Raw genomic sequence first — 26,647 nt, 5'->3', positions numbered from 1 at the left:
ATTATTCGCTGCCTGCAGCACCAAGATCCGGGGCATCGCGCCAGAAGCGCTCCAGATCGTAGAACTCCCGGGTGGCGGGCATCATGACGTGAACAACCACGTCGCCGAGATCTACCAGTATCCAGTCACTGGCGGTGCCACCCTCGACGTTGCTGGCGCGAACACCCTCGTCCTTGGCTTCGGAAACCACGGAGTCTGCCAGGGATTTCACGTGACGGTTGGACGTTCCGGATGCCAGAACCATGAAGTCGGTGACACTGGTACGGTCACGGACATCAATGACACTGATGTCCTGTGCTTTCACATCTTCAAGCGCGTTAACTACCAGATCTTTCAGTTGTTCTGCGTGCATAATCACCCTGTTGGACGGGCGTCGGCCGAAGTGGCCGCCCGAAAAGTCATATTCAGACGCGATTGTAGCACTAAAAGTTCCCGTCGGGGCAGGCACCATAGAGCCCCAGACGACGAATCTCTTGCCATACCGGATCCGGAAGCAGGTAACGTGGAGACCGGCCGTCTCCGATCCGTTCCCGGATGCCCGTAGCGGAAATATCCAGAAGCGGCGGGTCCAGCTCAAGCATCAGGCCGCCGGGCTGATCGTGCAGCCTACTGGCATCCCGGACAGCGCGTTCCGCCAGCATCCGCGCCGGCTCACCGTCCGGATCAAGGCCGGGGCCCGGTCGCCTGACAACAATGACATGGGCAAGCTCGGGAATCTGGCGCCATTCCCGCCAGCGATCAAAACCGGCAAAGGCGTCCGTGCCCACAACCATGGCCAGCGGCGCCTCTGGCCCCAGTTCCTGGCGCAACTGTCGCAGGGTATCGGCGGTATAGGACGCCCCTGCCCTTCTGAGTTCCCGCTCATCCACCCGCAGCTGAACCTCGCCGGTCACGGCCAGTTCCAGCAATTTCAGCCGCTGCTCCGACGTGGCCCCGGTATCACCACGGTGAGGCGGTATATGGCAAGGCACCAGACTGACCTGATCGACACCGAGCCGGTCACTGATTTCCAGCGCCAGCCGGAGGTGACCATGGTGAATCGGATCGAAGGTGCCGCCGTAGATCACATGCATCGACATCAGGTCCGGATGTGGCCGTCGCCGAACACCACGTATTTCTGGGAAGTGAGCCCTTCCAGCCCCACCGGCCCACGGGCGTGGATCTTGTCGGTGGAGATGCCGATTTCCGCTCCCAGTCCGTACTCGAAGCCGTCCGCGAAGCGGGTCGAGGTATTCACCATGACCGAGCTTGAGTCCACCTCGGTAATGAAACGGCGGGCCCGGGTGAAATTCTCGGTGATGATGCTGTCGGTATGCTGCGAACTGTAGCGATTGATGTGTTCTATGGCGCCATCAAGACCATCGACCACTCGAATCGCCAGGATCGGCCCGAGATATTCCGCCTCCCAGTCGGCCTCCACCGCTTCACCGGCATCAATCACTGCGCGGGTCTGCTCACACCCGCGCAGCTCCACGCCCTTTTCCGAAAAGGCAGAGGCCAGCAGCGGCAGAATGTCCTCGGCAATCTCGCAATCCACCAGCAGGGTTTCCATGGTGTTGCAGGTGCCGTAGCGCTGGGTCTTGGCATTGACCGCCACCTTCAACGCCTTCTCCGGATCGGCATGACTGTCGAGGTAGACGTGGCAAACGCCATCCAAATGCTTGATGACCGGCACGCGGGCATCCCGGCTGATGCGCTCGATCAGCCCCTTGCCCCCTCGCGGCACAATCACATCGACATATTTAGGCATGGTAATCAGCTCACCGACGGCGGCCCGATCGGTGGTTTTTACAACCTGCACGGCGGTCTCGGGCAGACCGGCCTCGGCCAGCCCCTCGGCCAGGCAGCGGGCAATGGCCTGATTCGAATGAATGGACTCGGAGCCGCCACGAAGAATGGTTGCGTTACCGGATTTCAGGCAGAGGCTGGCCGCTTCCACAGTCACATTCGGCCGCGACTCATAGATGATACCGATCACTCCCAAGGGCACCCGCATCTTGCCGACCTGGATGCCGGACGGGCGATAGGTCATGTCTGTGATTTCTCCAATCGGATCTGGCAGCGAGGCCACCTGACGCAGGCCCTCAATCATGGTATCAATGCGCTGGGAGGTAAGTTCCAGCCGGTCCAGCATGGCAACGTCCAGTCCGTTGTCACGACCACTCTCGAGATCCTTGCGGTTAGCCATGGCCAGTTCGTCGCGGGCCGCGTCCAGAGCCCGGGCCGTAGCCAGCAGAGCCTGATTGCGCACGGCCGTTGTCGAGCGTGCGACCTGCGTTGCCGCTGCGCGAGCCTGTTCACCGACCTCAGCCATGTAAGCTGCAATATCCATCCGTTATCCTTCGTGTTTTCGAGCAGAATTCATTAATACAGGCTAACTTTACCTTTCCCGTTTCAAGTACGCACCCCAAACAGATATTATAGCGCTGCGGTATGCCACATACTTAGGGAGTTTCAGAAAAGGAAGGACGCCATGGCCCAATTGGCCGAGAAATTTCTGCTAAGCAGACTGTCGCGGGTCGGATTCGTGGCCCTGATTGCCATAGCCGCACTCTGCGCCTTGCTGGGGGAGCCGTTGACGTCCGCCACCGCAGCTGCCGCCGCCGGCATCGTCATTTGTGGGCGTACCTTTCACGCCAATCGCCAGCACCGCCCCTGGCCACAGATTCAGCGACTGTTTTTCCTCGTTCTCCTGCTGCTTCTGCTGACCAGCTTCTGGACCGGCCCCTGGGCGCTCAGCCACTGGTTTTACGCGATCCCCCTATTGGCCTTTGCCCTGATTCCACCGGGCCTGGCGATCGTGGTTACGCTGGCATTTGTTGCCCTGGCCGGACTGGCTATTCCCCTGGCCACCGGCCTCGCCGACCGTCACCAGATGATCAGCGCATTCATGCTTACCACCCTGCTCTCGGCCCTGCTGGTTTTCCTGCGCGAGTACAAGACCCGACAGCTCGCGCCCTTGCGACGCACGGATGAGCTGACTCAGGCCGCCAGCCGGGAGTACCTCTCGGCTGATCTGCACAAGGAAATTCAGCGCAGCGAGCGCGAAGGAACCGACATGTCCATCATCATGATCGGCCTGGACACCCACTTGAGCGACCATGATCCGGACGAGGATATCCGCTCCATCCTGCCGCGAATTGGTCGCTACCTGCACAGCCAGATCCGGGACTTTGATACCTACTACCGGGTTGCGGATCTTCAGTTCCTTGTGATCCTGCCCGGCATTGCCACCAGCGATGCCATCAACCGGTCTGAAATCATCCGCAAGGGCCTTTGTACCCTGCTGGAATCCCACGGTATGGCGTTAACCGTCAGCACGGGCATCGCCGGCCTCAACATTGGAGACGACGCCGACAGCCTGCAACAGAGTGCCGCCAACGCCTTGCGCCGGGCACAACAGCAGGGGGGCAACCGGACCCAGGCATACAGCGCCTGGGCGCAGGCCGGAAACACAGGGCAATCCTCGGCAGAAGGACCTGCATCATGACCGAAACGCGTCTGCGCACGCTGACCCACAGCATCGGCTACAGTCTGGCGACGCTGTTTATCTTTACCCTGGCCATGCAGAACCTTCGCTATGGTTTCTACGAACTCTTCTATCTCGCCATCGGCATGGCAGCGCTGACTCTGGGCGGAGTTGCCTACACCTTCATCTGTCGCCGGCATCAGCTGTCGGCTCCGGGGCACCTGATCATCCTCGCCGGATTGAATAGCGGACTGTTGGCCGCCCTGCTCACTCTGGACGGCCCCGGCATCGCCCACTGGGCCATGCCCATGCTGACTCTCAACCTGCTGATCCTGCCCCTCAGACAGGGCGTGGCACTGTCGATCCTTCTCCTGGTGCCTACCTCGGCAGTGGTCCTGTACCAACAGCCGGCCGCCGATGCCGTGACCGTCATTGCCGGCCTCTTCATCCTGCTGACGGCGGCTTCACTCTATATCTGGCACTACGACCATATGGCCCAGTCGGCGGAGGATCTGGCCATCACCGACTCGGTAACCGGCGCCCACAATGCCCGGTTCCTGGACGAGACCCTGCAGAAGGAAATCAGCCGGGCCATCGCCACCGGCCATCCGCTGTCTGTGATCAATCTGAGCATCGACTACGCGGACGAAGCCGCGGACCTGCATGGCAAAGGCGGCGTACAAAACCTGTTTCGCGACATGACCGAGCACCTGTTCGGGGTTATCCGCGCCGGCGACACCCTCTACACCCTGAACGACTCGGAGTTTTTCCTGATCCTGCCGTTCACGCCAGAGGAAGGCGTTCGGGTGATTGCCGAACGAATTCGTCGAACCATCGCCGAACACCAGTGGCCAGTCGTTGGCAAGGCCACCGTCAGCCTCGGCTGCACCACCCGAGGCAGCGGCGATACGCGCACCGACGGACTGCGTAAACGCGCCCATGACGCCATGGAGGAAGCCCGGCGGCGTGGCGCTGATTCGGTCTGGTTCAGCGCCGGAGAGACCATCACGGCATGAGCGCGGACTGGCTGCAGAATCTGTCGGCCTGGCTCAGTGTCCACCCCGGCTGGCTGGCCCTGGCCCTGTTCAGCACCGCCTTCGTGGAATCCCTGGCCCTTGCGGGTATCGTGGTGCCCGGAGTCGCCATCCTCTTTGCCTTTGCGGCACTGGCCGGGCAAACCGGCATGCCGCTGACGGAAACCCTGATCTGGGCCGGGCTGGGTGCGATTTCCGGCGACGCTCTCAGCTTTGCCCTGGGCCGAAAGCTCGGGGGCCGACTGGATTCGGTCTGGCCGCTGAGCCGTTACCCCCTACTGATCGCCAAGGGCAAGTCCTTCTTCCATAAACACGGGGGCAAAAGCGTGGTCATCGGCCGCTTTGTCGGCCCGGTCCGCCCGATCATTCCGCTCATTGCCGGCGCCCTGTGGATGCCTTGGCAACGATTCCTCGCCTTTAACATCGCCTCAGCAGTGGGATGGGCACCAGTCTATATCTTGCCGGGTTTTCTGGTGGGCAGCGCAATGGCCAGCGAACTTCAGCCGCCAGCGCACTTCTACGCCGTGGTTGGTATAAGCCTCGCCGTCATGCTGGGAGTGTACCTGATACTGATCCAGTTCCAGCTCGGGCTTGGCGAGGGCAGTCGGCTTTACACCTGGCTGGAACGACGGATGACCACCTACGATGCCACTCATCGCTTCTGGCGTCTTTACACCAATCACCGCCCGGATCGCGGCGGTGAATTTCCGCTCGCCTCAGTGATGCTCGCTCTGGGCGCTTCGGGACTGCTGTTGCTGTGGGGGCAGCTCGCCACACAGACTCACATACTGGAGCCGTTCAACCAGTTGGCTCTGGACTGGTTCGAACAGCTCCGGCAACCGCTGCTGGATGGACCAGCCATCATCGCGACGCTGCTGGGCGACCCGCCCGTCCTGATAGCCGCCGCCGTTTTAGCCTCCCTGACCCTGGGTTTTCGGGGCTACTACGCCGCGGCCATCCACATCCTGATGGCGGCAACCCTCACCTTCACACTGGTCTGGCTCCTGAAATCCACACTCGGGATCGCTCGGCCCGATGCAGTGCTCAGCCCGCCCGCATCCGGCGCCTTTCCAAGCGGCCATAGCGCCGGGATTACCGTATTCGTGACCCTCATTGCCAGTTTCGTTGCCGGAGAAAGTCGCAGCCGCAGTCGCTGGCAGTCCTACGTACTGCTCTCCCTGCCCCTGTTGCCGGTCGCGCTTAGTCGTCTGTATTTGGGGGTCCACTGGTTTACCGATGTGGTCGGCGGCATTCTGCTGGGGCTGGCCATTACCGGATCGATACGGGCAAGTTACAGCCGATATGACCGCATCCATCTGGCGCCCGATGTAACCATGGTGGTGGCGGGCGTTCTGTGGCTGATCTTCGCTGCCAGTTACGTTGCCGTCGCCTGGCCGGAAGCACAGGCCGACTTCCGCCCGGTCTAACCTTCCTCAAGGGCTTCCAGCAATTCCTGCAGACGACTGAGCCTCTCGAGCGGGTCCTGTAACTCAACCAGCCGCTGTTTTTCCTGCTTGTCGAGTGGTAACAGTTCGGTCAGGCGCCAGCCAACATGACGCGCATCCCGATAGTCCACATCCATATCCAGGTCACGAACCACCGGATGCTTGAACAATGCCCGAAGGACCGACGGGAGTTCACTGAAACGCTCGGGGACTTCACTGTCAGCTTCGTCAAGCAGGACCTCGACATCGCCGACGTTGAGGCCGTCTTCCTCCTGCCAGTTCCGGACCACCGTGACTTTGGAGGTACCTTCGACCGTAATCCCGAGCAGACCGTTTTCCAGTTGCTGAAAGTCGATAATACGGACGTAGGTCCCGATGTCGTAAAACGAAGCGGTCGGGCCAGTTTCAGCACCATCGCGCAACAGAACCACGACAAAGCCACGATCTTCCTTCAGGCAACGGGTGAGCATGTCGATGTAACGCGGCTCAAACAGCTGCAAGGGGATCCTCCCCCGGGGGAGAACAATGGAATTCAGGGGGAAGAGAGGTACATTCATATCAGCACAGGTCTCCGCGTAGCGGACTCCAAAAAAGGTTCAGACCCATCGGGTCAGCGAATGGACAATAACTGTTGCACTTCATCAACCCGGGCGCGAGCTTCCGTCAGGAGCTGGAGGCTTCGTGACGCGTTCAGTTCCAGCTCTCCCAACCGGCGATAGGCCGGCACCTGATCGAATGGTGGCAGCTCAGCATTCTGGTTCGAACCAATCATAGAATGCAATTGTGCAACTATCACCACATCGGTCAGTTGCGGATCCGGTTCACGGCATTCATGGTGCCACTCCTCGGCATGGCGAACCGCCTCGACAAACGACGACGGAAATGCCCAGCTCTCCAGCACCGCGGTACCGACATCGGCACGAAGCTCCCGGATCGCATGTTTCAGATTGCCCTGATCCGAGAACAGGCTGGCGTGATGCTCCGCCTGAACCAGCACCGGAACAACACCGATGTCGTGTAACAACCCGGCCAGCATGGCCTCTTCCGGATTCAGGCGCGTGGCGTGATCCGCCAGCACCCAACACAAGGCAGCAACTTCCCGGGAGTGGCGCCAAAGGCTCTCCATCTCTTTCTGCAGTGCGGCCTGCCGGGTCTTGAACACTTCCCGCATGGAAAAAACGGTCACCAGCTGGCGAGTGGTTCGCATGCCCAGTCGAACAACCGACTCGCGAACATTGCGGACATCACTGAAGCCGCGATACAGCGGACTGTTACAGGCCCGCACGAGCTTCGCAGCCATGGCCGGGTCCGCGGAAATGGCGTTGGCCACCTGCTCGGCCGTGGAGTCCTCGCGGTCAACCGCCCGACGAACTTTCCAGGCCACGTCCGGCACGCTGGGCAGCTTGACCTGATTTGAGCGCAGTTCGGAGTAGAACTCCATCAACAGCTCATGCTCCTCGCCGTCACCGCCCCCAAAGCCTTCACCCGAATCCATTTCCACCTGCTCAACCGGCGCGGCGCGCAGCAGCTGGTTCAGGATGTCCTGCTCGACCACAAGAAACTCGCACGGTTTAACTGCGGTCACCTCGTACATCCGGGGCTGCAGTCTGGCGATCGGGTTGAGCGCTTTTTCGGTCTCAGACTCAATCAGGGACTTGCGATGGTCAACCGATTCCAGCTCCACCATGCCCGCCACCAGGAAAAAATCGAGTCCGTCCCGGATGCCGCGCTCCACCACACGCTGGCCGGGGCCGTAGGTCCGGCGTTCGGCGCGACTGGCCAACAACACCAGTTGATCATCGCTGAGCCGGTTCAGAGGCTGGAATTCTTTCAGGCGGCGAAGTGGCAGGCTGTCCTGGCCGGCCATAGGCAAGCTCCTTGTGTAATACAAATCCACGGGCGATCGTCGGTCCCTGTTACTCATTGTAAACACGGTCAGCTAAAACAACCATGCGATAGGAGTCTAATCTGGTATCCTTTGTGGTCGCACAATGCCAACCAGAAACCACCGTCAGGTAATAACAGAGAGATCAGAACATCATGCCTCAGTATCGTTCGCGGACTTCCACCGCTGGCCGTAACATGGCCGGCGCCCGCGCCCTCTGGCGCGCCACCGGTATGAAAAACGAGGATTTCGGCAAACCCATCATTGCGGTTGCCAACTCCTTTACCCAGTTTGTGCCCGGTCACGTCCACCTGAAAGATCTGGGGCAGCTGGTCTGCCGTGAAATCGAGCAAGCTGGCGGCGTCGCCAAGGAATTCAACACGATTGCCGTCGATGATGGCATCGCCATGGGCCACGATGGCATGCTGTATTCCCTGCCCTCCCGGGAGATCATCGCCGACTCCGTTGAGTACATGGTTAACGCCCACTGCGCCGACGCGCTGGTGTGCATCTCGAACTGCGACAAGATCACCCCGGGCATGCTGATGGCCGCCATGCGCCTGAACATTCCCGTCATCTTCGTATCCGGTGGCCCGATGGAAGCCGGTAAAACCAAGTTGTCGGAACACAAGCTCGACCTGGTGGATGCCATGGTCATCGCCGCGGACCCCAACGCCGATGATGAAACCGTGGCCGAATACGAGCGCAGCGCCTGCCCGACCTGCGGTTCGTGTTCCGGTATGTTCACCGCCAACTCCATGAACTGCCTGACCGAGGCGATCGGCCTGGCCTTGCCCGGCAACGGCTCAATGCTGGCCACCCACGCCGACCGGGAGCAACTGTTCCTGAATGCCGGCCGTCAGATTGTGGAGAATGCCCGGCGCTATTACGAGGAAGACGACGCCAGCGTGCTGCCCCTGAGCATTGCCTCCATGGCGGCGTTTGAAAACGCCATGGTGATGGACATCGCCATGGGCGGTTCCACCAACACCATCCTTCACCTGCTGGCAGCGGCCCAGGAAGGTGGCGTTCCGTTCACACTGAACGAAATCGACCAGCTGTCCCGCAAGGTGCCCCAGCTGTGCAAGGTTGCCCCGAACTCCCCGAAATACCACATGGAAGACGTCCATCGGGCAGGCGGCATCATGGGCATTCTCGGCGAACTGGAGCGCGGCGGCCTGATCAACACGGATCTGCCGACCGTCCACAGCAAAACCATGAAGGAAGCCCTCGAAACCTGGGACATCATGCGCTCCCCGCCCGCTGAAGTGGTGGAATTCTACAAGGCCGGTCCGGCCGGGATTCCGACCCAGACAGCATTCAGCCAGAGCACCCGCTGGCCGACCCTTGACGGAGACCGGGAGACCGGCTGCATCCGCTCGGTTGAGAATGCGTATTCCTCCGAGGGCGGACTGGCGGTGCTTTACGGCAACATCGCCCTGGATGGCTGCGTTGTGAAAACCGCCGGCGTGGATGAGAGCATCTACGTGTTCGAGGGGACTGCACGGGTATTCGAGAGCCAGGACTCCGCCGTGGCGGGCATTCTGAGCGATGAAGTCAAACCCGGCGACGTCGTTATCATCCGCTACGAAGGTCCCCGCGGCGGGCCCGGCATGCAGGAAATGCTTTACCCGACCAGTTACCTGAAGTCCAAAGGCCTGGGCAAGGACTGCGCTCTGCTCACCGACGGCCGCTTCTCCGGCGGAACTTCAGGCCTGTCCATCGGTCATGCCTCACCTGAGGCCGCAGCGGGTGGCGCCATTGGCCTGATCGAGAACGGCGATCGCATCCGCATTGATATCCCCAACCGCACCATCAATGTCGAGCTGGATCAGCACGAACTGGATCGTCGCCGGGAGGCTCGGGATACCAAGGGCTGGAAACCGGATCTGGCCCGGGACCGCAAGGTGTCGGCAGCACTGAAAGCTTACGCCCTGCTGGCCACCAGCGCGGATAAAGGCGCCGTACGGGACCTGAGCAAACTCGACTAGGCCACTGTCCGCCCACAAAAAAGCCCGCTCAGGATCTCTGGCGGGCTTCTTTGTGTCAGGGCCGGCTTACCAGAGCGACCAGCCGCCGTCGTCGTCTTCTTCGATCGCACCCTCCTCGGCGCTCTCGGTCTGCTCCGTTGCCGCCGGTTCAGCCTCGGCCGCGGCACTGGATCCGGAGTCATTCTGGGCCGGAGCCGTTGAGGCCGCAGCCACCTGGACCGAGATCATACCCAGCGCTTTCTTGGTCTCGTCGTCCAGAATTCCTGTCGCCTGGAGCCCATTTTCCTTCTGGAACGTGGTCAGTGCCGCGCGGGTCGCATCGTCCATCTGGGAACTGACATTCGAGATGTTGTACCCCGCGCCGTAAAGCGCGTTTTTGAGGGCAACGGTTTCGTTCGCATAGGCTGCGGGCGCCAGCCCAAGCATAGCAGCAGTGCCAGCCGCAATTGCCAGACGGCCCAGATGGTTGGTCGCTTTTCTCATGGTACTCACCTGCATACTCCTGATATCTTGCCGATACCCGTTTCTTTATTGTTTTGTGGTGCCTATCTCCACAGGCTGGGGCAAACAGTGAAAATCGTATCACACTTTGGCGACATGTAACCTCAACGCGGATCATCCTCATCATGGGTCGGAAGAGCGCGCCCTCTTCCCTCTCGGTGCGATTCTTCCCCAAACTCCCGGATGAAGATGCCCCAGAAGGCCATGAACAGGGCCGCCACCAACGGCCCCATCACAAACCCGTTGACCCCGAACATAACAATGCCGCCCAGGGTGGACAAGAGCACGATGTAGTCGGGCAGTTTGGTATCCCGGCCCACCAACAACGGACGCAACAAGTTATCCGCCAGCCCAATGACGACCACCCCGAATATCGTCAGGACCACCGCTTCTATCACATCCCCGACCGCCGCCAGGTAGATCGCAGCCGGCACCCAGACCAGCGCCGCCCCCACTGCCGGCAGCAGCGACACAATCGCCATCACCACGCCCCAGAGCAGCGCGCCATTGATGCCCAGAATCCAGAAAATGAGTCCGCCGAGGGCGCCCTGAATGATCGCTATCAGCAAATTCCCCTTGACCGTGGCGCGGGTCACTTCGGCAAACTTGGCAAACAGCAACCGCTCACGCTCATCACCGAGGGGCAGCGCCCGAATCAGGAGTTCCACCAGCTTGGTACCGTCCCGCAGAAGGAAGAACGCAAGGTAAACCATCAGGGCCAGACCGAGGAAAAACTGGAAGGTATTCTGACCGACCCCAAGCGCCTGCTTGGCAAGAAACTGGCTACCACCAACGAAGATGCTGACCACCCGGTCACGGATTTCGGCAAAATTGATATCAAACTGGGCCAGAAACGACTGAATGGCGGGAAACGATTGGTTCACCTGATCGATGTACTCGCCCGGACGTATTTCTCCCGCCTGGATCCGCTGGTAAAGACCGACACCCTCGGCAATGAGCGAGGTCACCAGCACCAGCACTGGAATGACCACAATCACCATGCAGATGACCAGCGTGATCAGCGCATTCACGTTCGGGCGATCCCCAAGCTTACGCACCAACAATTGCTGGACCGGATGAAAAATCAGCGCGATGGCCACGGCCCAGAAGATGGGGCCAAAAAACGGCTTCATCAGCAGCACGAATGCCAGGGAAACCCCCACCAGCATCGCGAGAAAAGTCCGTGTTTCCAGTTTTGCGTACATAGTTGTGGTTTTTCCTGACAAGTAAGAGCAAAAGACGCCCTGACCGGCATCTGCGGCGGGACAGGGCTAGCCTACCACGGCAACGTGGCCACTGTAGCCTGCTTCGGGTTATAGTGGACGGTTGTTGATCAGCTATTAAACAGGTCGAGCTGTTGGAATTGGAAACCTTTAACCCGGAAACCGCCCTGGAAGCCGCCATCGAACTGCGCCGGGTGCTGGCAGCCCGTACCCATCGCCGCAAGGTGTTGGGGCAGGAGGTGCTTGTCCCCGGTCAGCTGGGAGAGGCGCTCCAGCTTCCGCGCACGATCAACCGGTTGCAGAGCAAGCAGCAGCGGCAACGGGAACTCGGCCTGGACGATTTTCAGGAATTGTGGCCAACCCTCTCGCCGACAACTCGCGAAAAAGTACTTGATGGCATAGGCTGGTATAATCCGAAGGAGCTTGATTGGGAAGACAAGCGCTCCAACCGTCGACCAGTGGTCGATCCGGATAACTGAGCCGTAATGGGGTAGGAGACTTTAATTTGTAACACTCCGCCCCTAGGTTGGACTTTATCAGGAGGATAATAATGAGCATGAATGAACAACCTATCTACACTGCCCTGGTGGCCGAGGGCAGCGCCGTCCCCACCCTACTCTGCGGCCACTGTCGTTCGATCCTGTCCCGCGCACGGATTTTCCGGAACGAAGGCGATAGCCAGCAGGACGTCGAGTGCATGACCATCGGTCTGTGTTCTGCCGACGATTGCGGCGCCGTCAACTGCTGCGATGCGGCCATGGCAAGCATTGACAACCCGGAACAGCTGTTCGGAATGGCGTCCTGATTCAAAGCGGCAACGCACTGTTACGCAACTCAAACACACAAAATTTCCATCTGATTTATCCTGATTGTCGACGATTGTCTTATCGGGCTTCCCAGTGTCGGAAGCCCTGGGCAATCACGCAACCAATCAGCCGGGACAGTCGATGGCATGCGTATTCTGAGAACCGATGAAGCCCGCTTCGCAGGTCTTCCGGATTACCCTTTTGCTCCGCATTATCTGGATGTAGCCCCCAACCTGCGGATGCATTACGTAGACGAGGGTCCGGAAAACGCTTCACCGGTGCTGATGCTGCATGGGGAGCCGTCATGGTCTTACCTGTACCGGCACATGATTCCGCTGGTCGCCGGAGCAGGCCACCGGGTCCTGGCACCTGACCTGATTGGCTTCGGAAAATCCGACAAGCCCGCGGACGTCGAAGACTACAGCTATGACCGCCATATGACCTGGCTCGCGAGCTGGCTCGAATCCCTCGATCTCAGGAACATCACCCTGGTGTGTCAGAACTGGGGCTCACTGCTGGGATTAAGGCTGGCGGCGGAGCATCCGCACCGCTTCCGTCGGATCATCGTTGGTAACGGCATGCTGCCGACCGGCGAGAGTCGGGTTCCGACGGTGTTTACACTCTGGAAAGCTTTTGCCAGCCACAGCCCCTGGTTCCCGATCGGTCGCATTGTTCAGCTGGGTACCGAACGCACCCTCTCGAAAGATGAACTCGCCGCCTATGAAGCCCCGTTCCCTACGGCGGATTACAAGGCAGGCGCCCGGGCATTCCCGAAACTGGTCCCGGTCTCTGGCGATGACCCATCCGGCGAAGCCAACAAAGAAGCCTGGCGGGTGCTGGAGAAATGGCGCAAACCCTTCATCACCTGTTTCAGCAATGGCGACCCAATTACCCGGGGCGGTGATCGCTACATGCAGCGCCGGATTCCCGGGGCCCATGGCCAACCACACATCACGTTGAGAGGCGGGCATTTCCTGCAGGAAGACTCCCCCGAGGACTTCGCCCGCATCATCATAGACGCCATGAAGTCGGAAATGGCGGCCTGAGCCGCCTGTTTGGCGTCCCCCCTTCCGTCAGCCAAACACCGTTACCGTCTGCCGGCTCAGCGCGACCAACTCACCCTCGGCCGTCCAAATACCGGCGTGGGTGTGGCCGTATCCGGCTCCAGCCTGGTCGATGCTCGCTTTGTAGAGCAGCCAGTCGCCCGGTGTCAGAGCGGGGCGCGGGTGGACAATGTCCAGCGCCCAGCTCAGCGAGCTAGCAGGCACCCGGCTGCTCAGGTGGGGCAGGACCGCCGGTGGCCAGGCATCAACCAGCGCCACAATATGGGCATCGGAAAACGTTTCTGGAGTCTCACGGAATTGCATCCACCCTCCTATTTCCCGACCGCCTTTACCGGAAAATGGCATGTGTCCGAACGACCAGCGCATCTCGATATGCTGGATGAATTCCGGTGTCGTGCCGGGAACATAGGGCAACGACGGGCATTGCTCCACCGGCTGGGCCTCGGGCGCCGGACGGGCCTCAACCTTCACCACCGATTCCCGGTCGCCACCGAAACTGGCCAGACACACTAGCCGCGGCTCGCCGTTCTGCACGATACGCCCCTGGACCTGGCTGACAGCCTTGCCCTCACGCAGGATTTCCGCGTGGAATGTGGCCGGCACCCCCGGCTCGACCGGCCCCACGAACGACACCTGCATCGACCGCATCGCTCGTCCCTCACTGACCAGGTGTTCCATGCGATCGAACATGAGTGCAGCAATCAGGCCACCAAAACTCGGTCGACCCTGGCTCCAACTGGCAGGAATTACTAGCTCCTCGTCGGCCCGAACCGCCAACAACAACTGATCAAAGGTCATTCTGGATTCCTGTTAGCAACCTATCGGCAAACAGGAAGACTGCCGCAGATAGCCTCCCAAAGCAATCATGCCGCACCGGCAACTACCTACAGGGATGAGGGGATTATGCGTATTAAAGGAGCTCCAAAGCGGCTATAATGCGGCCACATCATGCATTGCCCGGCAATGCCTTACCCCCCGAATTCCGAGTAAATCAATGTCAGAAATGTCCTTTGCCGAACTGGGTCTGGATCCGGCCGTACTTGAAGCCGTGACCGCTGTTGGCTATGAAAAACCGTCGCCTATTCAGGCTCAGTCTATCCCCGCGCTGCTGGCCGGCAATCATCTGCTGGGTGTCGCCCAGACAGGTACCGGCAAAACCGCCGCCTTTGCCCTGCCGCTGCTGAGCCGAATTGACGCGTCCGTGACCGAGCCCCAGATTCTGGTTCTGGCCCCCACGCGGGAACTGGCCATTCAGGTCGCCGAGGCCTTCACGACCTACGCCAGCAAATTCCGCCAGTTTCATGTGCTGCCCATTTACGGCGGCCAGGACTTCTATCCCCAGATCAAGGGCCTTCGGCGCGGCGCCCAGGTGATTGTTGGGACTCCGGGACGCATGCTCGACCACCTGCGTAAGGGCACGCTGAAACTGGACAGCCTCAAGGCCCTTGTTCTGGACGAAGCCGACGAGATGCTTCGCATGGGCTTCATTGACGATGTCGAGGCAATCCTGGCCAAGACGCCTGACAACTGCCAGCGCGCGCTGTTCTCTGCCACCATGCCGCCGCAGATCAAGAAGGTCGCCCAGACCTACCTGCGCGATGCTACCGAAGTAAAAATTGCGAGCGAAACCCGCACCGTTGAACGGATTTCCCAATTCGTGCTGCCGGTCTATGCCGAGCGCAAGCTGGACGCCCTCACCCGCATTCTGGAAGTGGAGCCGGTTGACGCTGCCATTATCTTCGTGCGCACCAAGGCCGAGACCACCATGCTGGCCGAAAAGCTGTCGGCCCGGGGCCATGCCGTCGCACCCCTGAGTGGCGATCTGAACCAGCGCCAGCGGGAGCAAACCGTTGAAGACCTGAAGCGTGGCAAGAAGGACATCATTATTGCCACCGATGTCGCCGCACGTGGCCTGGACGTCGCCCGCATCACGCATGTGATCAATTACGATGTGCCTTACGATACCGAAGCCTACATCCACCGTGTTGGCCGGACTGGCCGCGCAGGGCGCACAGGCAAGGCTATTCTGCTGGTTACGCCCCGGGAGCGCAGCTGGCTGAAGACCCTTGAGCGAGCGACCAATTCGCCGATGGAAGCCTACGAACTGCCGTCACCCACCGATCTCAAGAAGATGCGGGAGCAGCAGTTCGAAGCCCAATTGCTGGGCTTCGCGGAAGATAAGAAACTGGCCAAGGCCATGTCGCTGCTCGATGAAATTGCCGAGCGCAATGACATGGATATGGCGATGGTCGCCGGCGCCCTGGCGTGCTGGATGGAAGCCGCGCAGCCGGGTTCACTGCCGCTGGAGCAGCCAGAAGCCCTGCCGGTGGTTTCTGCCACCCCGCCCCGCCGTGATCGCAAGGGTGGTCGTCCGGGCGAGTTCCGGAAGGGCCCGAAAGGCGGCTTCAAGAAAGGCGGACCCAAGGGCAAGGGCGGCCCCGGCGGTCGCGGTAAGCCTCCCGGCAAGGGCGGCAAGCCTGCTGGAAAGCGCCCACCTCGCCAGGCTTAAGCCTGGCGCTGGTAGACGACGAAGCTATAGTCGTACGGATTGTTGTCGGACGCGGAGAAATCCTCCCGTCCGATTTCTTCCCACTGATCCCAGTTCACTTCCGGAAAAAATGCGTCCCCGTCCACTTCTGCGTGCACCTGGGTGACATACATTCGATCCACCATCGGCAGCGCCTCGGTATAGATCTGGCCACCCCCGATGATCATCACCTCTTCACCACCTTCCAGTTCCGCCTGGGCCTCAGCCTTGACCAACGCCTCCTGCAATGACGTTGCCGCCACAGTTCCTGCTGGCGCCTCCCAGTCGGGGTTCCTCGAAATGACAACGTTCATTCGGCCCGGCAATGGCCGACCGATGGAGTCCCAGGTCTTGCGCCCCATGATGATGGGCTTGCCCATGGTCGCCTGCTTGAAGTAACGCAGGTCGCCCGGAAGGTACCAGGGGAGGTTGTTGTTGCGGCCGATGACCCGGTTTCGGGACATGGCGACGATGAGGGCTTTCCTCATTTCGGGTCCTCTTGCTTCGGAGTTGGCAAGCGGCAGACTGAAGAAACAGCCTGCTGAAGTTTAAATCGCAATCGGTGCCTTGATCCCCGGGTAAGGGTCGTAGCCTTCAAACTCAAAATCTTCCAACTCATATTCAAAGATCGATGCCGGCTTTCGCTTGATCACCAGCCTGGGCAAGGCACGCGGTTCACGTCTGAGCTGTTCGAAAACGATGTCGTCGGTCAGGTGGTTCTGGTACAGGTGACAATCGCCGAATGTGTGCACGAATTCCCCGACGTCGAGATCACACTGCTGGGCAATCATGTGCGTCAGCAGGGCATAGGAAGCAATGTTGAACGGCACACCGAGGAACAGGTCAGCACTGCGTTGGTATAGCTGGCATGAAAGCTTGCCGTCCACGACGTAGAACTGGAACAGACAATGGCAGGGAGCCAGCGCCATGCGCCCTTCCCGCACATTCTCCTGGGGACCGATAGACTCGTCCGGAAGCTCGGCCGGATTCCAGGCGGAAACAATGAGGCGTCGGGAATTGGGCTTGGTGCGAATCTGCTCAATCACCTCACTGATCTGGTCGACCACGCGGCCATCCGGGCACTGCCAGCTGCGCCATTGTTTGCCGTAAATCGGCCCCAGATCGCCATCGTCCAGCGCCCACTCATTCCAGATCGACACCTTGCGCTCTTTCAGCCAGGTGTTGTCGGTGGAGCCGTTCAGGAACCAGAGTAATTCGCAAATGATACTGCGCACGTGGACTTTCTTGGTGGTGACCAGGGGGAAGCCGTCCTGGAGGTTGAAACGGATCTGGCGCCCGAACACGGATCGGGTGCCAACGCCGGTCCGGTCACCCTTGTCGAATCCGTTATCGACAACATCCTGCATCAGGTCGAGATAGGCCTTCATTCTGCGTTTCTCCGGTAAGCAATGAACATCAGGGCGGCGCCCGCAACAATCATCGGCATCGACAGCACTTGTCCCATGGTCAGCCAGTCAAACGCCAGGTAGCCGAGCTGCGGATCCGGCTCGCGCACGAACTCAACCATAAACCGGAATATGCCGTAGAAAATCAAAAACATTCCGGATACTGCCATCCTCGGCCTGGGCTTGGCGGAGAACCACCACAGGATAACGAACAGTGCAACGCCCTCAAGGGCAAACTGATAAAGCTGGGAGGGGTGCCGGGCCAGAGCATCCGGCGCTGTCGGGAAGACCATTCCCCACGACACATCCGTCGGCTTGCCCCAGAGTTCACCGTTAATGAAGTTTCCAATGCGCCCTGCGCCGAGCCCCACTGGAACCAGGGGCGCCACGAAGTCGGCGATTTTCCAGAAACCGGCGCCGACTTTGCGGCCATACCACCACATCGCGAACATCACACCCAGAAGGCCGCCGTGGAATGACATACCGCCCTCCCAGACTCGGAGCAGCCAGAGAGGGTCCGCCAGAAAAACATCGAAATTATAGAAGATGACATAGCCGAAGCGCCCACCCAGTATCACCCCGAGGGCGAGGTAGAACAGCAGGTCGCCCATCTGCTCTTCATTGATTGGCGACCAGGGCTTGCGGGTGCGCAACCGCCCAAGCCACCAACCAGCCACAAAGCCCACCAGATAGGTCAGGCCGTACCAGTGAATCTTGAGCGGGCCGATGGCTATCGCCACCGGATCAATTTGGGGATGCTGCAGCATCGACAACCTCTCAGCTCAGAAGGAAACGAAGCCCCACGACAAGCAGGACCACGGCAAAAATTCGTTTCAGCACCGCGGCATCCAGCCGGTGCGCCAGCGCCGCCCCTACCCGGGCGAATAATACGCTGGTCAGAATAATACCCAGCAGCGCAGGCAAGTATATAAAGCCAACGCTGTACTCTGGCAGGTAGGGGTTGTCCCACCCGGTCCAGACGTTACCCAGCGCACCGGCGACGGCAATGGGTAACCCGCACGCTGCGGACGTACCTACCGCGTGCTGCATTCGCACATTGCACCAGGTCATGTAGGGCACCGTCAGAGTGCCACCGCCGATCCCGAAAATGGCAGAGGCCCAGCCAATTATCCCTCCGGATGCAACAAGACCGGACTGCCCCGGAACCACCCGTCCGGGTTTGGGGTTAGCACCGGTCAGCATCTTGATGGCAACCGCGATGACGAAAACCCCGATCACCAGTTCCAGTGCCGGCCCGCTCAACAGCGACGCGGACCAGGCGCCAACCACCGCACCAACCACGATGCCTACTGCCATGGGCCGGAAAATGTCCCAGCGGACAGCCTCGTGCTTGTGATGCGAGCGAATGGAGCTGAGGGAGGTGAACACGATGGTCGCCAGCGACGTGCCAACCGCCAGGTGGGCCGCCACTTCAGGACTGATGCCCTGGAGCCCGAAACTGAATATCAGGACCGGGACAATAATCAGCCCGCCACCGATGCCAAACAGACCCGCCAGCGTGCCTGCCAGGGCACCAAGCGCCAGATAGGAAGCAAATACGTAGATCAGGGTCATCGCCTTGTCCATAGCCCCGGGAAACAAGGCTGGTATGATACACACCGCAACTGCCAACTTCATTAACTCCAGGAGCGTCGCGAGACACCATGTGCCTTATTGCCTTTGCCCTTGGCCAGAGTCGCCATTTCCCCCTGGTGGTAGCTGCTAACCGGGACGAGTTTTTCCGCCGCCCGACAGCGCCAATGGACTGGTGGGAGACGGCTCGGGGCACCCAGATACTGGCCGGCCGGGACCTTCAATCCGGTGGCACCTGGCTTGCGGTATCTCGGGATGGCACCGTCAACGCCGTGACCAACGTCCGCGAAGGTACACCGGAAGACGGCCGCCACAGTCGCGGGGAACTGCCCTTGCGAGCCCTTGAGGAACCGATCCCGGACCTGGCAGCCAGCCTGGCTGCGAAACCCGGGCAGTACGCGGGTTTCAACCTTGTGCATCTGAGCGACTCCTCGGGTTGGTATTACAGCAACCGGGACGCCCATCCCGGGCGGGACATTCACCGCGGCGTGTATGGCCTGAGTAATCATCTACTGCAGACGCCGTGGCCCAAACTGCTGCGCCTGCGGCAGGCCGTGGGCGACGCCGTGGCATCCGCCAGCGGTGACGGGGAAGCGTTACACCAGGAGCTGATTGCCCTGCTCCAGGACACAACACCGGCGCCGGACAACCTGCTGCCGGATACCGGCATCGGTATCGAGACCGAGCGCTTCCTGTCGTCACCCTTTATTGTCGGCGACGCCTACGGGACCCGCGCCACCACCGTCGTCAGTGTTTCCCGGCGCGGTGAAGTCCGGGTTAGCGAACAAACCTGGGGGCCGAATGCACAACCTCAGCATTGCCGCCGGTTCCACTGGCAGCGATAGCCCACAAGCTCTGATATAATCCGCGAAATTCTGCCACCCGATCGGAGGGCCCCTGATGGCCAGTGAACAAGGCGCCACATCCATTGCCGATTTTGAAAAGTCCCTTGATGAACTGGAAACGCTCGTGCGGAATCTGGAACAGGGCGAGCTGTCGCTCGAACAGTCTCTGACCGCGTTCGAACGCGGCGTAAAGCTTACCCGGGAATGCCAACAGGCACTGAAAAATGCCGAACAGAGGGTCGAGCAACTGGTTCAGAACAGCGATGGCACCCTGGGAACCCAACCGTTTACGCCGGACGACGCCGACTGATGACTGACCAGAACAAGCTGGCGCTGGATTTCCTCGAGGCCTGCCGGGGCCGGGTGGACGCCGAACTGGAGCGCTGCCTCGCGCACGGCTCCGCTTCCGAGCGACTGCAGGACGCCATGCGGTACAGTGTGCTTGGCGGAGGCAAGCGGATTCGGCCGGCCCTGTGCCTGGCGGCGGCCAAGGCCGCCGGCCAGACAGGTGACGAGGCGCTGGCACCCGCCTGTGCGGTGGAGCTGATCCATGCTTACTCCCTGATCCATGACGACCTGCCCGCGATGGACGATGACGAATTGCGCCGGGGCCGACCGACCGCCCACATCGCGTTCGACGAGGCCACCGCCATTCTTGCCGGCGACGCACTCCAGGCGCTGGCGTTCCGCTGCCTGTCCGGAAACGACAACATCGACGCTGCCGCGCGTCTCGCCATGGTGCACGAGCTGGCAGGGGCAAGCGGCCATTACGGCATGGTCGGTGGCCAGGCCATTGATCTGGAATCCGTTGGCAAAACCCTGTCACTCGCCCAGCTCGAAACCATGCACCGGCACAAGACTGGCGCTCTGATCGAGGCCAGTGTAAAGCTGGGTGCACTGACAGCTCCCTCAGTGCCCAAATCAACCCTGGACAATCTGGCAACTTATGCCAAGGCATTGGGGTTGGCGTTCCAGGTGCAGGATGACCTGCTGGACATCGAAGGTGATACCGCGGTTATTGGCAAGCCTCAGGGATCAGACGCCGCCCGCGCCAAACCCACCTATCCGGCCCTGCTTGGCGTGGACGGTGCTCGTGAGCATTTGGCCGCGTTGCTGGCGCGTGCGCTGAAAAGCCTCAGGGACTTTGGGCCAGAGGCGGATCCACTGCGCGCCATGGCCGATTACGTGGTGGCACGAACCCATTGAATCCCGGCGCCTGAAGGGCGCACACTGAGCTTAACAATCTCGCAACAACTGGCCCGATTGGTGTGAAACAGGCGCCCCTGTTCCCCTATAATGCCAGGCAGTTGCCGAACATTCCGGAAAAGACCCGAGCAGATGCAGGACACTTATATTTTCAAGGAAATTCCGTCACAGCGGCCCAACACGCCTCTGCTGGACCGGATGGATTCACCGGCTCAGTTGCGAGAGCTGCCGGCTGACCAGCTCACCCAGCTGGCCAGGGAGCTCAGGGCGTTTCTGCTGTGGTCGGTCGGTCAGACCGGCGGCCATTTCGGCGCAGGGCTGGGCGTACTGGAACTGACCGTTGCTCTGCATTACGTGTTCAACACCCCGGAAGACCGACTGGTCTGGGATGTGGGCCATCAGGCCTATCCCCACAAGATACTGACCGGCCGGCGGGAACAGATGGGCACGATCCGTCGCAAAGACGGTCTGGCCGGATTCCCGAAGCGGGCCGAAAGTGAGTACGACACCTTTGGTGTGGGCCATTCCAGCACATCCATCAGCGCCGCACTGGGCATGGCCATCGCCGCGCGCCTTCAGAAAACCGGTCGCAAGAGCATCGCCGTGATCGGCGACGGCGCCATGACCGCAGGCATGGCCTTCGAAGCCCTGAACCATGCCGGCCACCTGCATGCCGATATGCTGGTGATTCTGAATGACAACGACATGTCGATCTCCCACAACGTCGGAGGCCTGTCCAATTACTTTGCCAAGCTGCTCTCCAGCCGGACCTATAACCAGGTTCGGGACAGCAGCAAGAAGGTGCTTCAGGGCACCCCTCACCTGATGGCACTGGCCAAGAAGACGGAAGAGCACTTCAAGGGCATGATCGCGCCCGGCACCCTGTTCGAAGAGCTTGGTTTCAATTACATCGGCCCGATTGATGGCCACGACCTGCCGCTGCTGGTGGAAACCCTGGAAAACATTCGGGAGCTGGAGGGCCCACAGTTTCTGCACGTGGTGACCACCAAGGGTAAAGGCTTCGCCCCCGCGGAGGCGGATCCCATTGGTTACCATGCCATTAACAAGATTGAACCGGTACCTCCCAGCAAACCGGAACCGATCAAACCCAAGCCGACCAAGCCAAAGTACGCCAACATCTTTGGCCAATGGCTGTGTGATGCGGCAGCGCAGGACGAACGGGTTGTGGGCATCACTCCGGCCATGTGTGAAGGCTCGGACCTGCTGGCCTTCTCCGAACGCTTCCCGGACCGCTACTTCGACGTCGCCATTGCCGAACAGCATTCGGTCACCCTGGCGGCGGGCCTAGCCTGTGATGGTGCAAAACCCGTGGTGGCGATCTATTCCACCTTTCTGCAGCGGGGCTATGACCAGCTGATCCACGACGTTGCCATCCAGAACCTGGATGTGCTTTTCGCGATCGACCGGGCCGGCCTGGTGGGCGAGGATGGTCCCACTCACGCGGGCGCCTTCGACATCAGCTACCTTCGCTGCATTCCGAATATGGTGGTGATGACGCCCTCCGATGAGAATGAAACCCGACAGCTACTGCATACCGGCCTGATGATCAGTGGCCCGGCGGCGGTGCGCTACCCTCGCGGCACTGGCCCCGGCGTCCGGATCGAACAGGAGCTGCAGGCGCTTACCATCGGCAAGGGGCGGCTGATTCGGGAAGGCGGCGACATTGCCATCCTGAACTTTGGCACCCTGCTGGCTCCCGCACTGGAGGCTGCCGAGGCATTAGGAGCCACCGTGGCGGACATGCGATTCGTGAAACCGCTGGATGAAGAGATGGTGCTGGCACTGGCGGAGCAACATGAGCTGCTGGTGACCCTCGAGGAGAACGCCATTGCCGGTGGTGCGGGCAGCGCCGTGACCGAGTTCCTGAGTCGCTGCGAGGTGACGATGCCGGTCCTGCAACTGGGGCTGCCCGACGCCTTCATCGATCATGGTAAGCACGGTGAACTGCTCCACGACTGCGGCCTCGACGCCGACGGCATTCGGGTCGCTATTGAAGAACGGATGGAACGCTTGCAGCGTCAGCGCCTGAAGGCGGTTAAATAGCTCCAGCGCCAGACATAAAAAAGCCCGCCAGTTGGCGGGCTTTTTTATGTCTGACAAACGCAATGCTTCACCCTTCAGGGTCGTCGTCCTGATGAGTCTCCAGCCAGTGACCGAGCTTGCTTTGTTTGGTGTCCAGGTAATGCTCGTTGTGGGGGTTCCGGCCCACGTGCAGCGGCACCCGCTCGGCAATATCGATACCGTAGGAGGTCAAGGCTTTCACCTTGCGCGGATTGTTGGTCATCAGTCTCAGGCTCTTGATGCCGAGATGCTCCAGCATGTCCTTACACATGCTGTAATCCCGAAGATCCGCCGCAAAACCCAGCTTTTCATTGGCTTCGACGGTATCGGCCCCCTGGTCCTGGAGATGGTAAGCGCGAATCTTGTTAAGCAGCCCGATACCCCGCCCTTCCTGGCGCAGGTACATGAGGATGCCCCGGCCCTCTCGGGCAATGCTGCGAAGAGCCTCTTCAAGCTGATAGCCGCAGTCACACCGCATGCTGTAGAGGGCATCCCCCGTCAGGCACTCAGAGTGGGTGCGGGCAAGCATGGGTTCGGTGCTGTTCAAGTCACCCAGGGTCAGGGCCACGTGCTCTTTGCCAGTGTCCGGTTCTTCAAAGCCGTGCATGTCAAAAACCCCGAACGGGGTCGGCAACCGGCAGGTCTGGATGTAACGAACAGCCACAGTCGTTCCTCGTGGTTCAGTCAATCGGGCCGCGCATTCTATCACGCGGCCGTCAGCTTGGCGTAGTCCCGGCACTGTAGCCCCTCCGATGATGCTGAGATATCGGTGATTTACGTACCGGCGATCCTCGCGGATTAGATCTCAGGAGCTTTCTGCCACCCAATGACCACTGCGCCCGCCTTTCTTCTCGAGCAGGCGAACTGCCCCTATTTCCATGCCGCGGTCCACCGCCTTGCACATGTCATAGAGGGTCAGGGCGGCGACGCTGGCAGCAGTCAGCGCTTCCATTTCCACACCGGTCTGACCGGAGAGCTTGCAACGGGTCAGGATATGGACGGAGGCGCCATCGTTTCCGGGGGTCAGTTCCACCTTTACCGAGGTCAGGTTGAGCGAATGGCACAAGGGTATCAGCTCATGGGTTTTCTTGGCGGCCATGATGCCCGCAATGCGGGCAACTGCCAGCACATCGCCCTTGGGATGCTCACCATCAACAATCATACTCAGAGTCGCCGGTGCCATGCGGATGGTGGCCTCGGCCCGGGCCTCTCGCTCGGTGACCGCTTTCTCGGTCACATCAACCATGCGGGCCTCACCCTTGTCGTCAAGATGCGTCAGTCTGCTCACAACGTCTCCAGAAATGCCTTGAATCGGGGAATGGATACTGCAGGATGTCGAGCATACCAGAGATAACCGGCAATGCCGCCGCCCGCTCTCAGATTTCAGGCCACCAGAACCGGATACCCGCGACACCCTGTCCGCCCTCATCCCGGGCGCGTAATATGTCGTCCGGCCCCAATCCGCCAAGGGCATAGACCGGCACCCGGGCGGCAGCGGCCAGGCACCGGAAGTCATCCCATCCGATCCCGCTGGCTTCCGGATGGGTCGCCGTCGGCTTGACCGGACCCAGGGTAACGTAGTCTGCCCCAAGCGCAGTCGCCTGGGCAATCTGACCCGCGTCATGGCAGGACACTCCCAGCCAGGCGCCATCGGGAATCGGCCTGGCCGACAGGCCGGCCGCTTGTCGCCAGGGCAAGTGTAGTCCGGCCGCACCCGGGGTTTCCCGGAATAACGCGGGCGCACCATGGACAATCACTCCAACACCGGCGTCACTGCCTACCGAAACCGCCTGCCTCGACAGCTGCAGATAGTCTGCAACCGGCAGATTCGTCGCGCGCAGAACGACCATTTCTCCCGACAACCTTGCCAGTGATGTTCGCAGCGTCGACAGGCCTTCAGCAACATTCTCGACAGTACCGGTAATGGCCAGGACCGGCGGCAACCTCAGAGCCCGGATGATGGGACGGTTGGCAGCGGGAAAATCCTCATCGCGCAGTTCATCCGGCCACACCCACTCCACCGGCTGGCCTTCACGGCCCTCGGCCTCACCGAGAGCATCCTGGGTGCTCCAGACGTCCAGAAACACTCGCTTGTCGCCATAGTCATGACGAATCCCGATAACCGGCGCCAGGGATCCCTCGGGTACGCTAAGGCCCGTTTCTTCCGCAATCTCTCGAACCAGAGCCTGCTGCACGGTCTCATCCAGCTCAACCTTGCCACCGGGAAACTCCAGTAACCCACCCTGATGCACATGATCCGGACGCCGGGCAATCAGAACCTTGCCATCACGGATTACCACCGCCACCGCGACGTGCACCTCTCGGGCCGCAACCACTGCCTCGGTCATGCTCAAGTCCGGTACTCGGCGTTGATGGTGACGTAATCGTGGGAAAAGTCACAAGTCCATACCGTTTCCACCACGTCGCCCCGTTTCAGGTCGATGGCGATGGTGATGTCCTCCCGGTCCATCACCGCCTGCCCCCGCTCTTCCGAGTAGTCTTCGGCTCGCCCGCCATGTCGGACCAGACAGACATCGCCCAGGAAAATTTCCAGGGCATCAAGGTCCAGGTCGGGAACCCCGGCCCGCCCGACCGCCGCCAGAATCCGGCCCCAATTGGGGTCCGACGCAAACAGCGCCGTCTTCACCAAAGGAGAATGTGCAACCGTGTAGGCGACGTCGAGCGCCTCCTGCTGGTCAGCGGCGCCGCTGACCTCAATGGTGACAAACTTGGTGGCGCCTTCACCGTCCCGGACAATGGCATGGGCCAGCTCCAGGTATACTTGCTCCAGCGCCACCCGAAGTTTCGGCAGCGTCGGGCTGTCGACGCTGATCTCCGGCCCGTCATACTGACCGCTGGCCATCAGCATGCAGCAGTCGTTGGTCGACGTGTCACCGTCGATGGTAATTCGATTGAAGGATTTTTCACCAAGCTCTGATGCCAGGGTCTGCAACAGGCCGGGCTCAATTCGGGCATCGGTCGCGATGAAGCCAAGCATGGTAGCCATGTTCGGGCGAATCATGCCGGCGCCCTTGCTGATGCCGGATATGGTCACGGTATGACCATCGAGATCCAGCTGACGAGACGCGCCCTTTGGGCGGGTATCCGTGGTCATGATGCCACTGGCCGCCTCGGCCCAGAGATTTTCATGGGTGCTCGCCAGCGCTTCTGGAAGCGCGCGGGTGATCTTCGCCACAGGCAATGGCTCGCCGATCACGCCGGTGGAAAAGGGCAGCACCTCGGCCGTGCTCACGCCGGCCTTTTCAGCCAGGGCATCACAGCAGGCAATGGCATCGGCCATTCCCCGCTCGCCGGTACCGGCATTGGCATTACCGGTATTGATCAGCAGGTAGCGCGGCGCCGTCTGCGCCAGGTGACGGCGACTCAAGGTCACGGGTGCCGCGCAGAACTGGTTGCGGGTAAAAATACCGGCAACACGGCTTTCCGGCGCCAGCTCAAACACCACGACGTCTTTTCGACCGGGCTTTTTGATCCCGGCACTGGCTATCCCCAGCCTGACTCCGGCAACCGGGAAAAATTCGGGCAAGGTTCCGGGACCTACCGCCATCC

The 26,647-nt window shown here is 60.6% G+C and carries 28 protein-coding genes; 12 read left to right on the top strand and 16 right to left on the bottom strand.

All coding sequences use genetic code 11. The features are described 5' to 3' along the window. Nucleotide 1 precedes the first annotated feature (1 nt). The 3 genes from rsfS to KZO34_RS13440 form a co-directional block, all read right to left on the bottom strand. Nucleotides 2–352: a ribosome silencing factor gene (gene rsfS / locus KZO34_RS13450; protein WP_219477368.1), complete on the bottom strand. Its 351-nt coding sequence runs from the start codon at nt 350–352 to the stop codon at nt 2–4. 70 nt (nt 353–422) lie between these two features. After that, complete coding sequence (gene nadD, locus KZO34_RS13445) at nt 423–1,073, bottom strand: nicotinate-nucleotide adenylyltransferase (protein ID WP_219477367.1); 651 nt, start codon at nt 1,071–1,073, stop codon at nt 423–425. Between the two features lie 5 nt (nt 1,074–1,078). Continuing rightward, the gene (locus KZO34_RS13440; protein WP_219477366.1) at nt 1,079–2,332 is read right to left on the bottom strand and encodes a glutamate-5-semialdehyde dehydrogenase; all 1,254 of its coding nucleotides are present in this window, start codon (nt 2,330–2,332) and stop codon (nt 1,079–1,081) included. 141 nt (nt 2,333–2,473) lie between these two features. Between KZO34_RS13440 and KZO34_RS13435 the strand changes: the two genes are divergently transcribed. Genes KZO34_RS13435 through KZO34_RS13425 form a run of 3 tightly spaced genes read left to right on the top strand, consistent with a single transcriptional unit; the run spans nt 2,474 to nt 5,930 of the window. Next, complete coding sequence (locus tag KZO34_RS13435) at nt 2,474–3,490, top strand: GGDEF domain-containing protein (RefSeq protein WP_219477365.1); 1,017 nt, start codon at nt 2,474–2,476, stop codon at nt 3,488–3,490. Beyond that, complete coding sequence (locus KZO34_RS13430; protein ID WP_219477364.1) at nt 3,487–4,485, top strand: GGDEF domain-containing protein; 999 nt, start codon at nt 3,487–3,489, stop codon at nt 4,483–4,485. The genes KZO34_RS13435 and KZO34_RS13430 overlap by 4 nt, the downstream gene beginning before the upstream one ends. Continuing rightward, nucleotides 4,482–5,930: a bifunctional DedA family/phosphatase PAP2 family protein gene (locus tag KZO34_RS13425; protein ID WP_219477363.1), complete on the top strand. Its 1,449-nt coding sequence runs from the start codon at nt 4,482–4,484 to the stop codon at nt 5,928–5,930. The genes KZO34_RS13430 and KZO34_RS13425 overlap by 4 nt, the downstream gene beginning before the upstream one ends. On the opposite strand, the gene KZO34_RS13420 is transcribed toward KZO34_RS13425, so the two are convergent. Together KZO34_RS13420 and KZO34_RS13415 are read right to left on the bottom strand one after the other, a co-directional pair. Further along, a complete protein-coding gene (locus KZO34_RS13420; protein WP_219477362.1) occupies nt 5,927–6,505 on the bottom strand; it encodes an LON peptidase substrate-binding domain-containing protein in 579 nt (192 codons plus the stop codon). The two genes, KZO34_RS13425 and KZO34_RS13420, sit on opposite strands and share 4 nt — an antisense overlap. A 53-nt stretch (nt 6,506–6,558) precedes the next feature. Continuing rightward, entirely contained in the window at nt 6,559–7,815 is a 1,257-nt protein-coding gene (locus KZO34_RS13415; protein ID WP_219477361.1) for an HDOD domain-containing protein, read from the bottom strand. Nucleotides 7,816–7,988: 173 nt separating this feature from the next. Here KZO34_RS13415 and ilvD point away from each other — a divergent pair, with 173 nt between their 5' ends. Next, nucleotides 7,989–9,824, top strand: a complete 1,836-nt coding sequence (gene ilvD / locus KZO34_RS13410) for a dihydroxy-acid dehydratase (protein WP_219477360.1) — start codon at nt 7,989–7,991, stop codon at nt 9,822–9,824. Between the two features lie 66 nt (nt 9,825–9,890). On the opposite strand, the gene KZO34_RS13405 is transcribed toward ilvD, so the two are convergent. Both KZO34_RS13405 and KZO34_RS13400 read right to left on the bottom strand, forming a co-directional pair. Then, nucleotides 9,891–10,322 (bottom strand): peptidoglycan-binding domain-containing protein, encoded by a 432-nt coding sequence (locus KZO34_RS13405; RefSeq protein ID WP_257900428.1) that lies wholly within the window; start codon nt 10,320–10,322, stop codon nt 9,891–9,893. Nucleotides 10,323–10,429: 107 nt separating this feature from the next. Further along, nucleotides 10,430–11,530, bottom strand: coding sequence for an AI-2E family transporter (locus KZO34_RS13400; RefSeq protein ID WP_219477359.1), 1,101 nt, complete (start codon nt 11,528–11,530; stop codon nt 10,430–10,432). 152 nt (nt 11,531–11,682) lie between these two features. Between KZO34_RS13400 and KZO34_RS13395 the strand changes: the two genes are divergently transcribed. From KZO34_RS13395 to KZO34_RS13385, 3 genes are all read left to right on the top strand, one after another. Continuing rightward, on the top strand, nt 11,683–12,027 hold the full coding sequence (locus KZO34_RS13395) for a hypothetical protein (RefSeq protein ID WP_219477358.1): 345 nt from the start codon (nt 11,683–11,685) through the stop codon (nt 12,025–12,027). Between the two features lie 77 nt (nt 12,028–12,104). Beyond that, entirely contained in the window at nt 12,105–12,353 is a 249-nt protein-coding gene (locus tag KZO34_RS13390) for a hypothetical protein (protein ID WP_219477357.1), read from the top strand. Nucleotides 12,354–12,500: 147 nt separating this feature from the next. Continuing rightward, nucleotides 12,501–13,400, top strand: a complete 900-nt coding sequence (locus KZO34_RS13385; RefSeq protein WP_219477356.1) for a haloalkane dehalogenase — start codon at nt 12,501–12,503, stop codon at nt 13,398–13,400. 27 nt (nt 13,401–13,427) lie between these two features. Here the strand turns inward: KZO34_RS13385 and KZO34_RS13380 are convergent, their stop codons facing one another. Next, nucleotides 13,428–14,216 (bottom strand): acyl-CoA thioesterase, encoded by a 789-nt coding sequence (locus KZO34_RS13380; RefSeq protein ID WP_219477355.1) that lies wholly within the window; start codon nt 14,214–14,216, stop codon nt 13,428–13,430. A 196-nt stretch (nt 14,217–14,412) separates the two neighbouring features. Here KZO34_RS13380 and KZO34_RS13375 point away from each other — a divergent pair, with 196 nt between their 5' ends. Next, the gene (locus tag KZO34_RS13375) at nt 14,413–15,927 is read left to right on the top strand and encodes a DEAD/DEAH box helicase (RefSeq protein ID WP_219477354.1); all 1,515 of its coding nucleotides are present in this window, start codon (nt 14,413–14,415) and stop codon (nt 15,925–15,927) included. Here KZO34_RS13375 and KZO34_RS13370 read toward each other — a convergent pair. The 4 genes from KZO34_RS13370 to KZO34_RS13355 are packed head-to-tail and all read right to left on the bottom strand — an operon-like array spanning nt 15,924 to nt 18,926. Next, nucleotides 15,924–16,433 (bottom strand): dihydrofolate reductase, encoded by a 510-nt coding sequence (locus KZO34_RS13370; RefSeq protein ID WP_219477353.1) that lies wholly within the window; start codon nt 16,431–16,433, stop codon nt 15,924–15,926. The genes KZO34_RS13375 and KZO34_RS13370 overlap by 4 nt on opposite strands. A gap of 60 nt (nt 16,434–16,493) precedes the next feature. Beyond that, the gene (locus tag KZO34_RS13365; RefSeq protein WP_219477352.1) at nt 16,494–17,333 is read right to left on the bottom strand and encodes a thymidylate synthase; all 840 of its coding nucleotides are present in this window, start codon (nt 17,331–17,333) and stop codon (nt 16,494–16,496) included. Next, a complete protein-coding gene (gene lgt / locus KZO34_RS13360; protein ID WP_219477351.1) occupies nt 17,330–18,118 on the bottom strand; it encodes a prolipoprotein diacylglyceryl transferase in 789 nt (262 codons plus the stop codon). Before lgt ends, KZO34_RS13365 begins: the two co-directional genes overlap by 4 nt. Before the next feature lie 10 nt (nt 18,119–18,128). Further along, a complete protein-coding gene (locus tag KZO34_RS13355) occupies nt 18,129–18,926 on the bottom strand; it encodes a sulfite exporter TauE/SafE family protein (RefSeq protein WP_219477832.1) in 798 nt (265 codons plus the stop codon). An 89-nt stretch (nt 18,927–19,015) separates the two neighbouring features. On the opposite strand from KZO34_RS13355, the gene KZO34_RS13350 reads away from it, so the two are divergent. From KZO34_RS13350 to dxs, 4 genes are all read left to right on the top strand, one after another. Beyond that, complete coding sequence (locus tag KZO34_RS13350) at nt 19,016–19,789, top strand: NRDE family protein (protein ID WP_219477350.1); 774 nt, start codon at nt 19,016–19,018, stop codon at nt 19,787–19,789. Between the two features lie 55 nt (nt 19,790–19,844). Beyond that, nucleotides 19,845–20,099 (top strand): exodeoxyribonuclease VII small subunit, encoded by a 255-nt coding sequence (locus tag KZO34_RS13345; RefSeq protein ID WP_219477349.1) that lies wholly within the window; start codon nt 19,845–19,847, stop codon nt 20,097–20,099. Next, nucleotides 20,099–20,995 (top strand): polyprenyl synthetase family protein, encoded by an 897-nt coding sequence (locus KZO34_RS13340; RefSeq protein WP_219477348.1) that lies wholly within the window; start codon nt 20,099–20,101, stop codon nt 20,993–20,995. The genes KZO34_RS13345 and KZO34_RS13340 overlap by 1 nt, the downstream gene beginning before the upstream one ends. Before the next feature lie 132 nt (nt 20,996–21,127). Next, nucleotides 21,128–23,059, top strand: coding sequence for a 1-deoxy-D-xylulose-5-phosphate synthase (dxs, locus tag KZO34_RS13335; protein ID WP_219477347.1), 1,932 nt, complete (start codon nt 21,128–21,130; stop codon nt 23,057–23,059). Between the two features lie 67 nt (nt 23,060–23,126). Here the strand turns inward: dxs and ribA are convergent, their stop codons facing one another. The 4 genes from ribA to argJ form a co-directional block, all read right to left on the bottom strand. After that, a complete protein-coding gene (ribA, locus tag KZO34_RS13330; protein ID WP_219477346.1) occupies nt 23,127–23,741 on the bottom strand; it encodes a GTP cyclohydrolase II in 615 nt (204 codons plus the stop codon). A gap of 141 nt (nt 23,742–23,882) precedes the next feature. Beyond that, a complete protein-coding gene (moaC, locus tag KZO34_RS13325) occupies nt 23,883–24,365 on the bottom strand; it encodes a cyclic pyranopterin monophosphate synthase MoaC (RefSeq protein WP_219477345.1) in 483 nt (160 codons plus the stop codon). Nucleotides 24,366–24,453: 88 nt separating this feature from the next. Continuing rightward, nucleotides 24,454–25,425, bottom strand: a complete 972-nt coding sequence (locus KZO34_RS13320) for a Nudix family hydrolase (protein ID WP_219477344.1) — start codon at nt 25,423–25,425, stop codon at nt 24,454–24,456. A gap of 2 nt (nt 25,426–25,427) precedes the next feature. Next, the gene (gene argJ / locus KZO34_RS13315) at nt 25,428–26,645 is read right to left on the bottom strand and encodes a bifunctional glutamate N-acetyltransferase/amino-acid acetyltransferase ArgJ (protein WP_219477343.1); all 1,218 of its coding nucleotides are present in this window, start codon (nt 26,643–26,645) and stop codon (nt 25,428–25,430) included. Nucleotides 26,646–26,647: the final 2 nt, after the last annotated feature.

The organism is Marinobacter sp. F4206, assembly GCF_019392195.1.
Classification (GTDB): Bacteria; Pseudomonadota; Gammaproteobacteria; order Pseudomonadales; family Oleiphilaceae; genus Marinobacter.
This window is presented reverse-complemented; position numbering and strand designations above follow the sequence as displayed.

Coding starts and splice junctions, on each gene's coding strand:
- rsfS (WP_219477368.1), bottom strand. CDS start 352: ATGCACGCAGAACAACTGAAAGATCTGGTAGTTAACGCGCTTGAAGAT.
- nadD (WP_219477367.1), bottom strand. CDS start 1,073: ATGCATGTGATCTACGGCGGCACCTTCGATCCGATTCACCATGGTCAC.
- KZO34_RS13440 (WP_219477366.1), bottom strand. CDS start 2,332: ATGGATATTGCAGCTTACATGGCTGAGGTCGGTGAACAGGCTCGCGCA.
- KZO34_RS13435 (WP_219477365.1), top strand. CDS start 2,474: ATGGCCCAATTGGCCGAGAAATTTCTGCTAAGCAGACTGTCGCGGGTC.
- KZO34_RS13430 (WP_219477364.1), top strand. CDS start 3,487: ATGACCGAAACGCGTCTGCGCACGCTGACCCACAGCATCGGCTACAGT.
- KZO34_RS13425 (WP_219477363.1), top strand. CDS start 4,482: ATGAGCGCGGACTGGCTGCAGAATCTGTCGGCCTGGCTCAGTGTCCAC.
- KZO34_RS13420 (WP_219477362.1), bottom strand. CDS start 6,505: ATGAATGTACCTCTCTTCCCCCTGAATTCCATTGTTCTCCCCCGGGGG.
- KZO34_RS13415 (WP_219477361.1), bottom strand. CDS start 7,815: ATGGCCGGCCAGGACAGCCTGCCACTTCGCCGCCTGAAAGAATTCCAG.
- ilvD (WP_219477360.1), top strand. CDS start 7,989: ATGCCTCAGTATCGTTCGCGGACTTCCACCGCTGGCCGTAACATGGCC.
- KZO34_RS13405 (WP_257900428.1), bottom strand. CDS start 10,322: ATGCAGGTGAGTACCATGAGAAAAGCGACCAACCATCTGGGCCGTCTG.
- KZO34_RS13400 (WP_219477359.1), bottom strand. CDS start 11,530: ATGTACGCAAAACTGGAAACACGGACTTTTCTCGCGATGCTGGTGGGG.
- KZO34_RS13390 (WP_219477357.1), top strand. CDS start 12,105: ATGAATGAACAACCTATCTACACTGCCCTGGTGGCCGAGGGCAGCGCC.
- KZO34_RS13385 (WP_219477356.1), top strand. CDS start 12,501: ATGCGTATTCTGAGAACCGATGAAGCCCGCTTCGCAGGTCTTCCGGAT.
- KZO34_RS13380 (WP_219477355.1), bottom strand. CDS start 14,216: ATGACCTTTGATCAGTTGTTGTTGGCGGTTCGGGCCGACGAGGAGCTA.
- KZO34_RS13375 (WP_219477354.1), top strand. CDS start 14,413: ATGTCAGAAATGTCCTTTGCCGAACTGGGTCTGGATCCGGCCGTACTT.
- KZO34_RS13370 (WP_219477353.1), bottom strand. CDS start 16,433: ATGAGGAAAGCCCTCATCGTCGCCATGTCCCGAAACCGGGTCATCGGC.
- KZO34_RS13365 (WP_219477352.1), bottom strand. CDS start 17,333: ATGAAGGCCTATCTCGACCTGATGCAGGATGTTGTCGATAACGGATTC.
- lgt (WP_219477351.1), bottom strand. CDS start 18,118: ATGCTGCAGCATCCCCAAATTGATCCGGTGGCGATAGCCATCGGCCCG.
- KZO34_RS13355 (WP_219477832.1), bottom strand. CDS start 18,926: ATGACCCTGATCTACGTATTTGCTTCCTATCTGGCGCTTGGTGCCCTG.
- KZO34_RS13350 (WP_219477350.1), top strand. CDS start 19,016: ATGTGCCTTATTGCCTTTGCCCTTGGCCAGAGTCGCCATTTCCCCCTG.
- KZO34_RS13345 (WP_219477349.1), top strand. CDS start 19,845: ATGGCCAGTGAACAAGGCGCCACATCCATTGCCGATTTTGAAAAGTCC.
- KZO34_RS13340 (WP_219477348.1), top strand. CDS start 20,099: ATGACTGACCAGAACAAGCTGGCGCTGGATTTCCTCGAGGCCTGCCGG.
- dxs (WP_219477347.1), top strand. CDS start 21,128: ATGCAGGACACTTATATTTTCAAGGAAATTCCGTCACAGCGGCCCAAC.
- KZO34_RS13320 (WP_219477344.1), bottom strand. CDS start 25,425: ATGACCGAGGCAGTGGTTGCGGCCCGAGAGGTGCACGTCGCGGTGGCG.
- argJ (WP_219477343.1), bottom strand. CDS start 26,645: ATGGCGGTAGGTCCCGGAACCTTGCCCGAATTTTTCCCGGTTGCCGGA.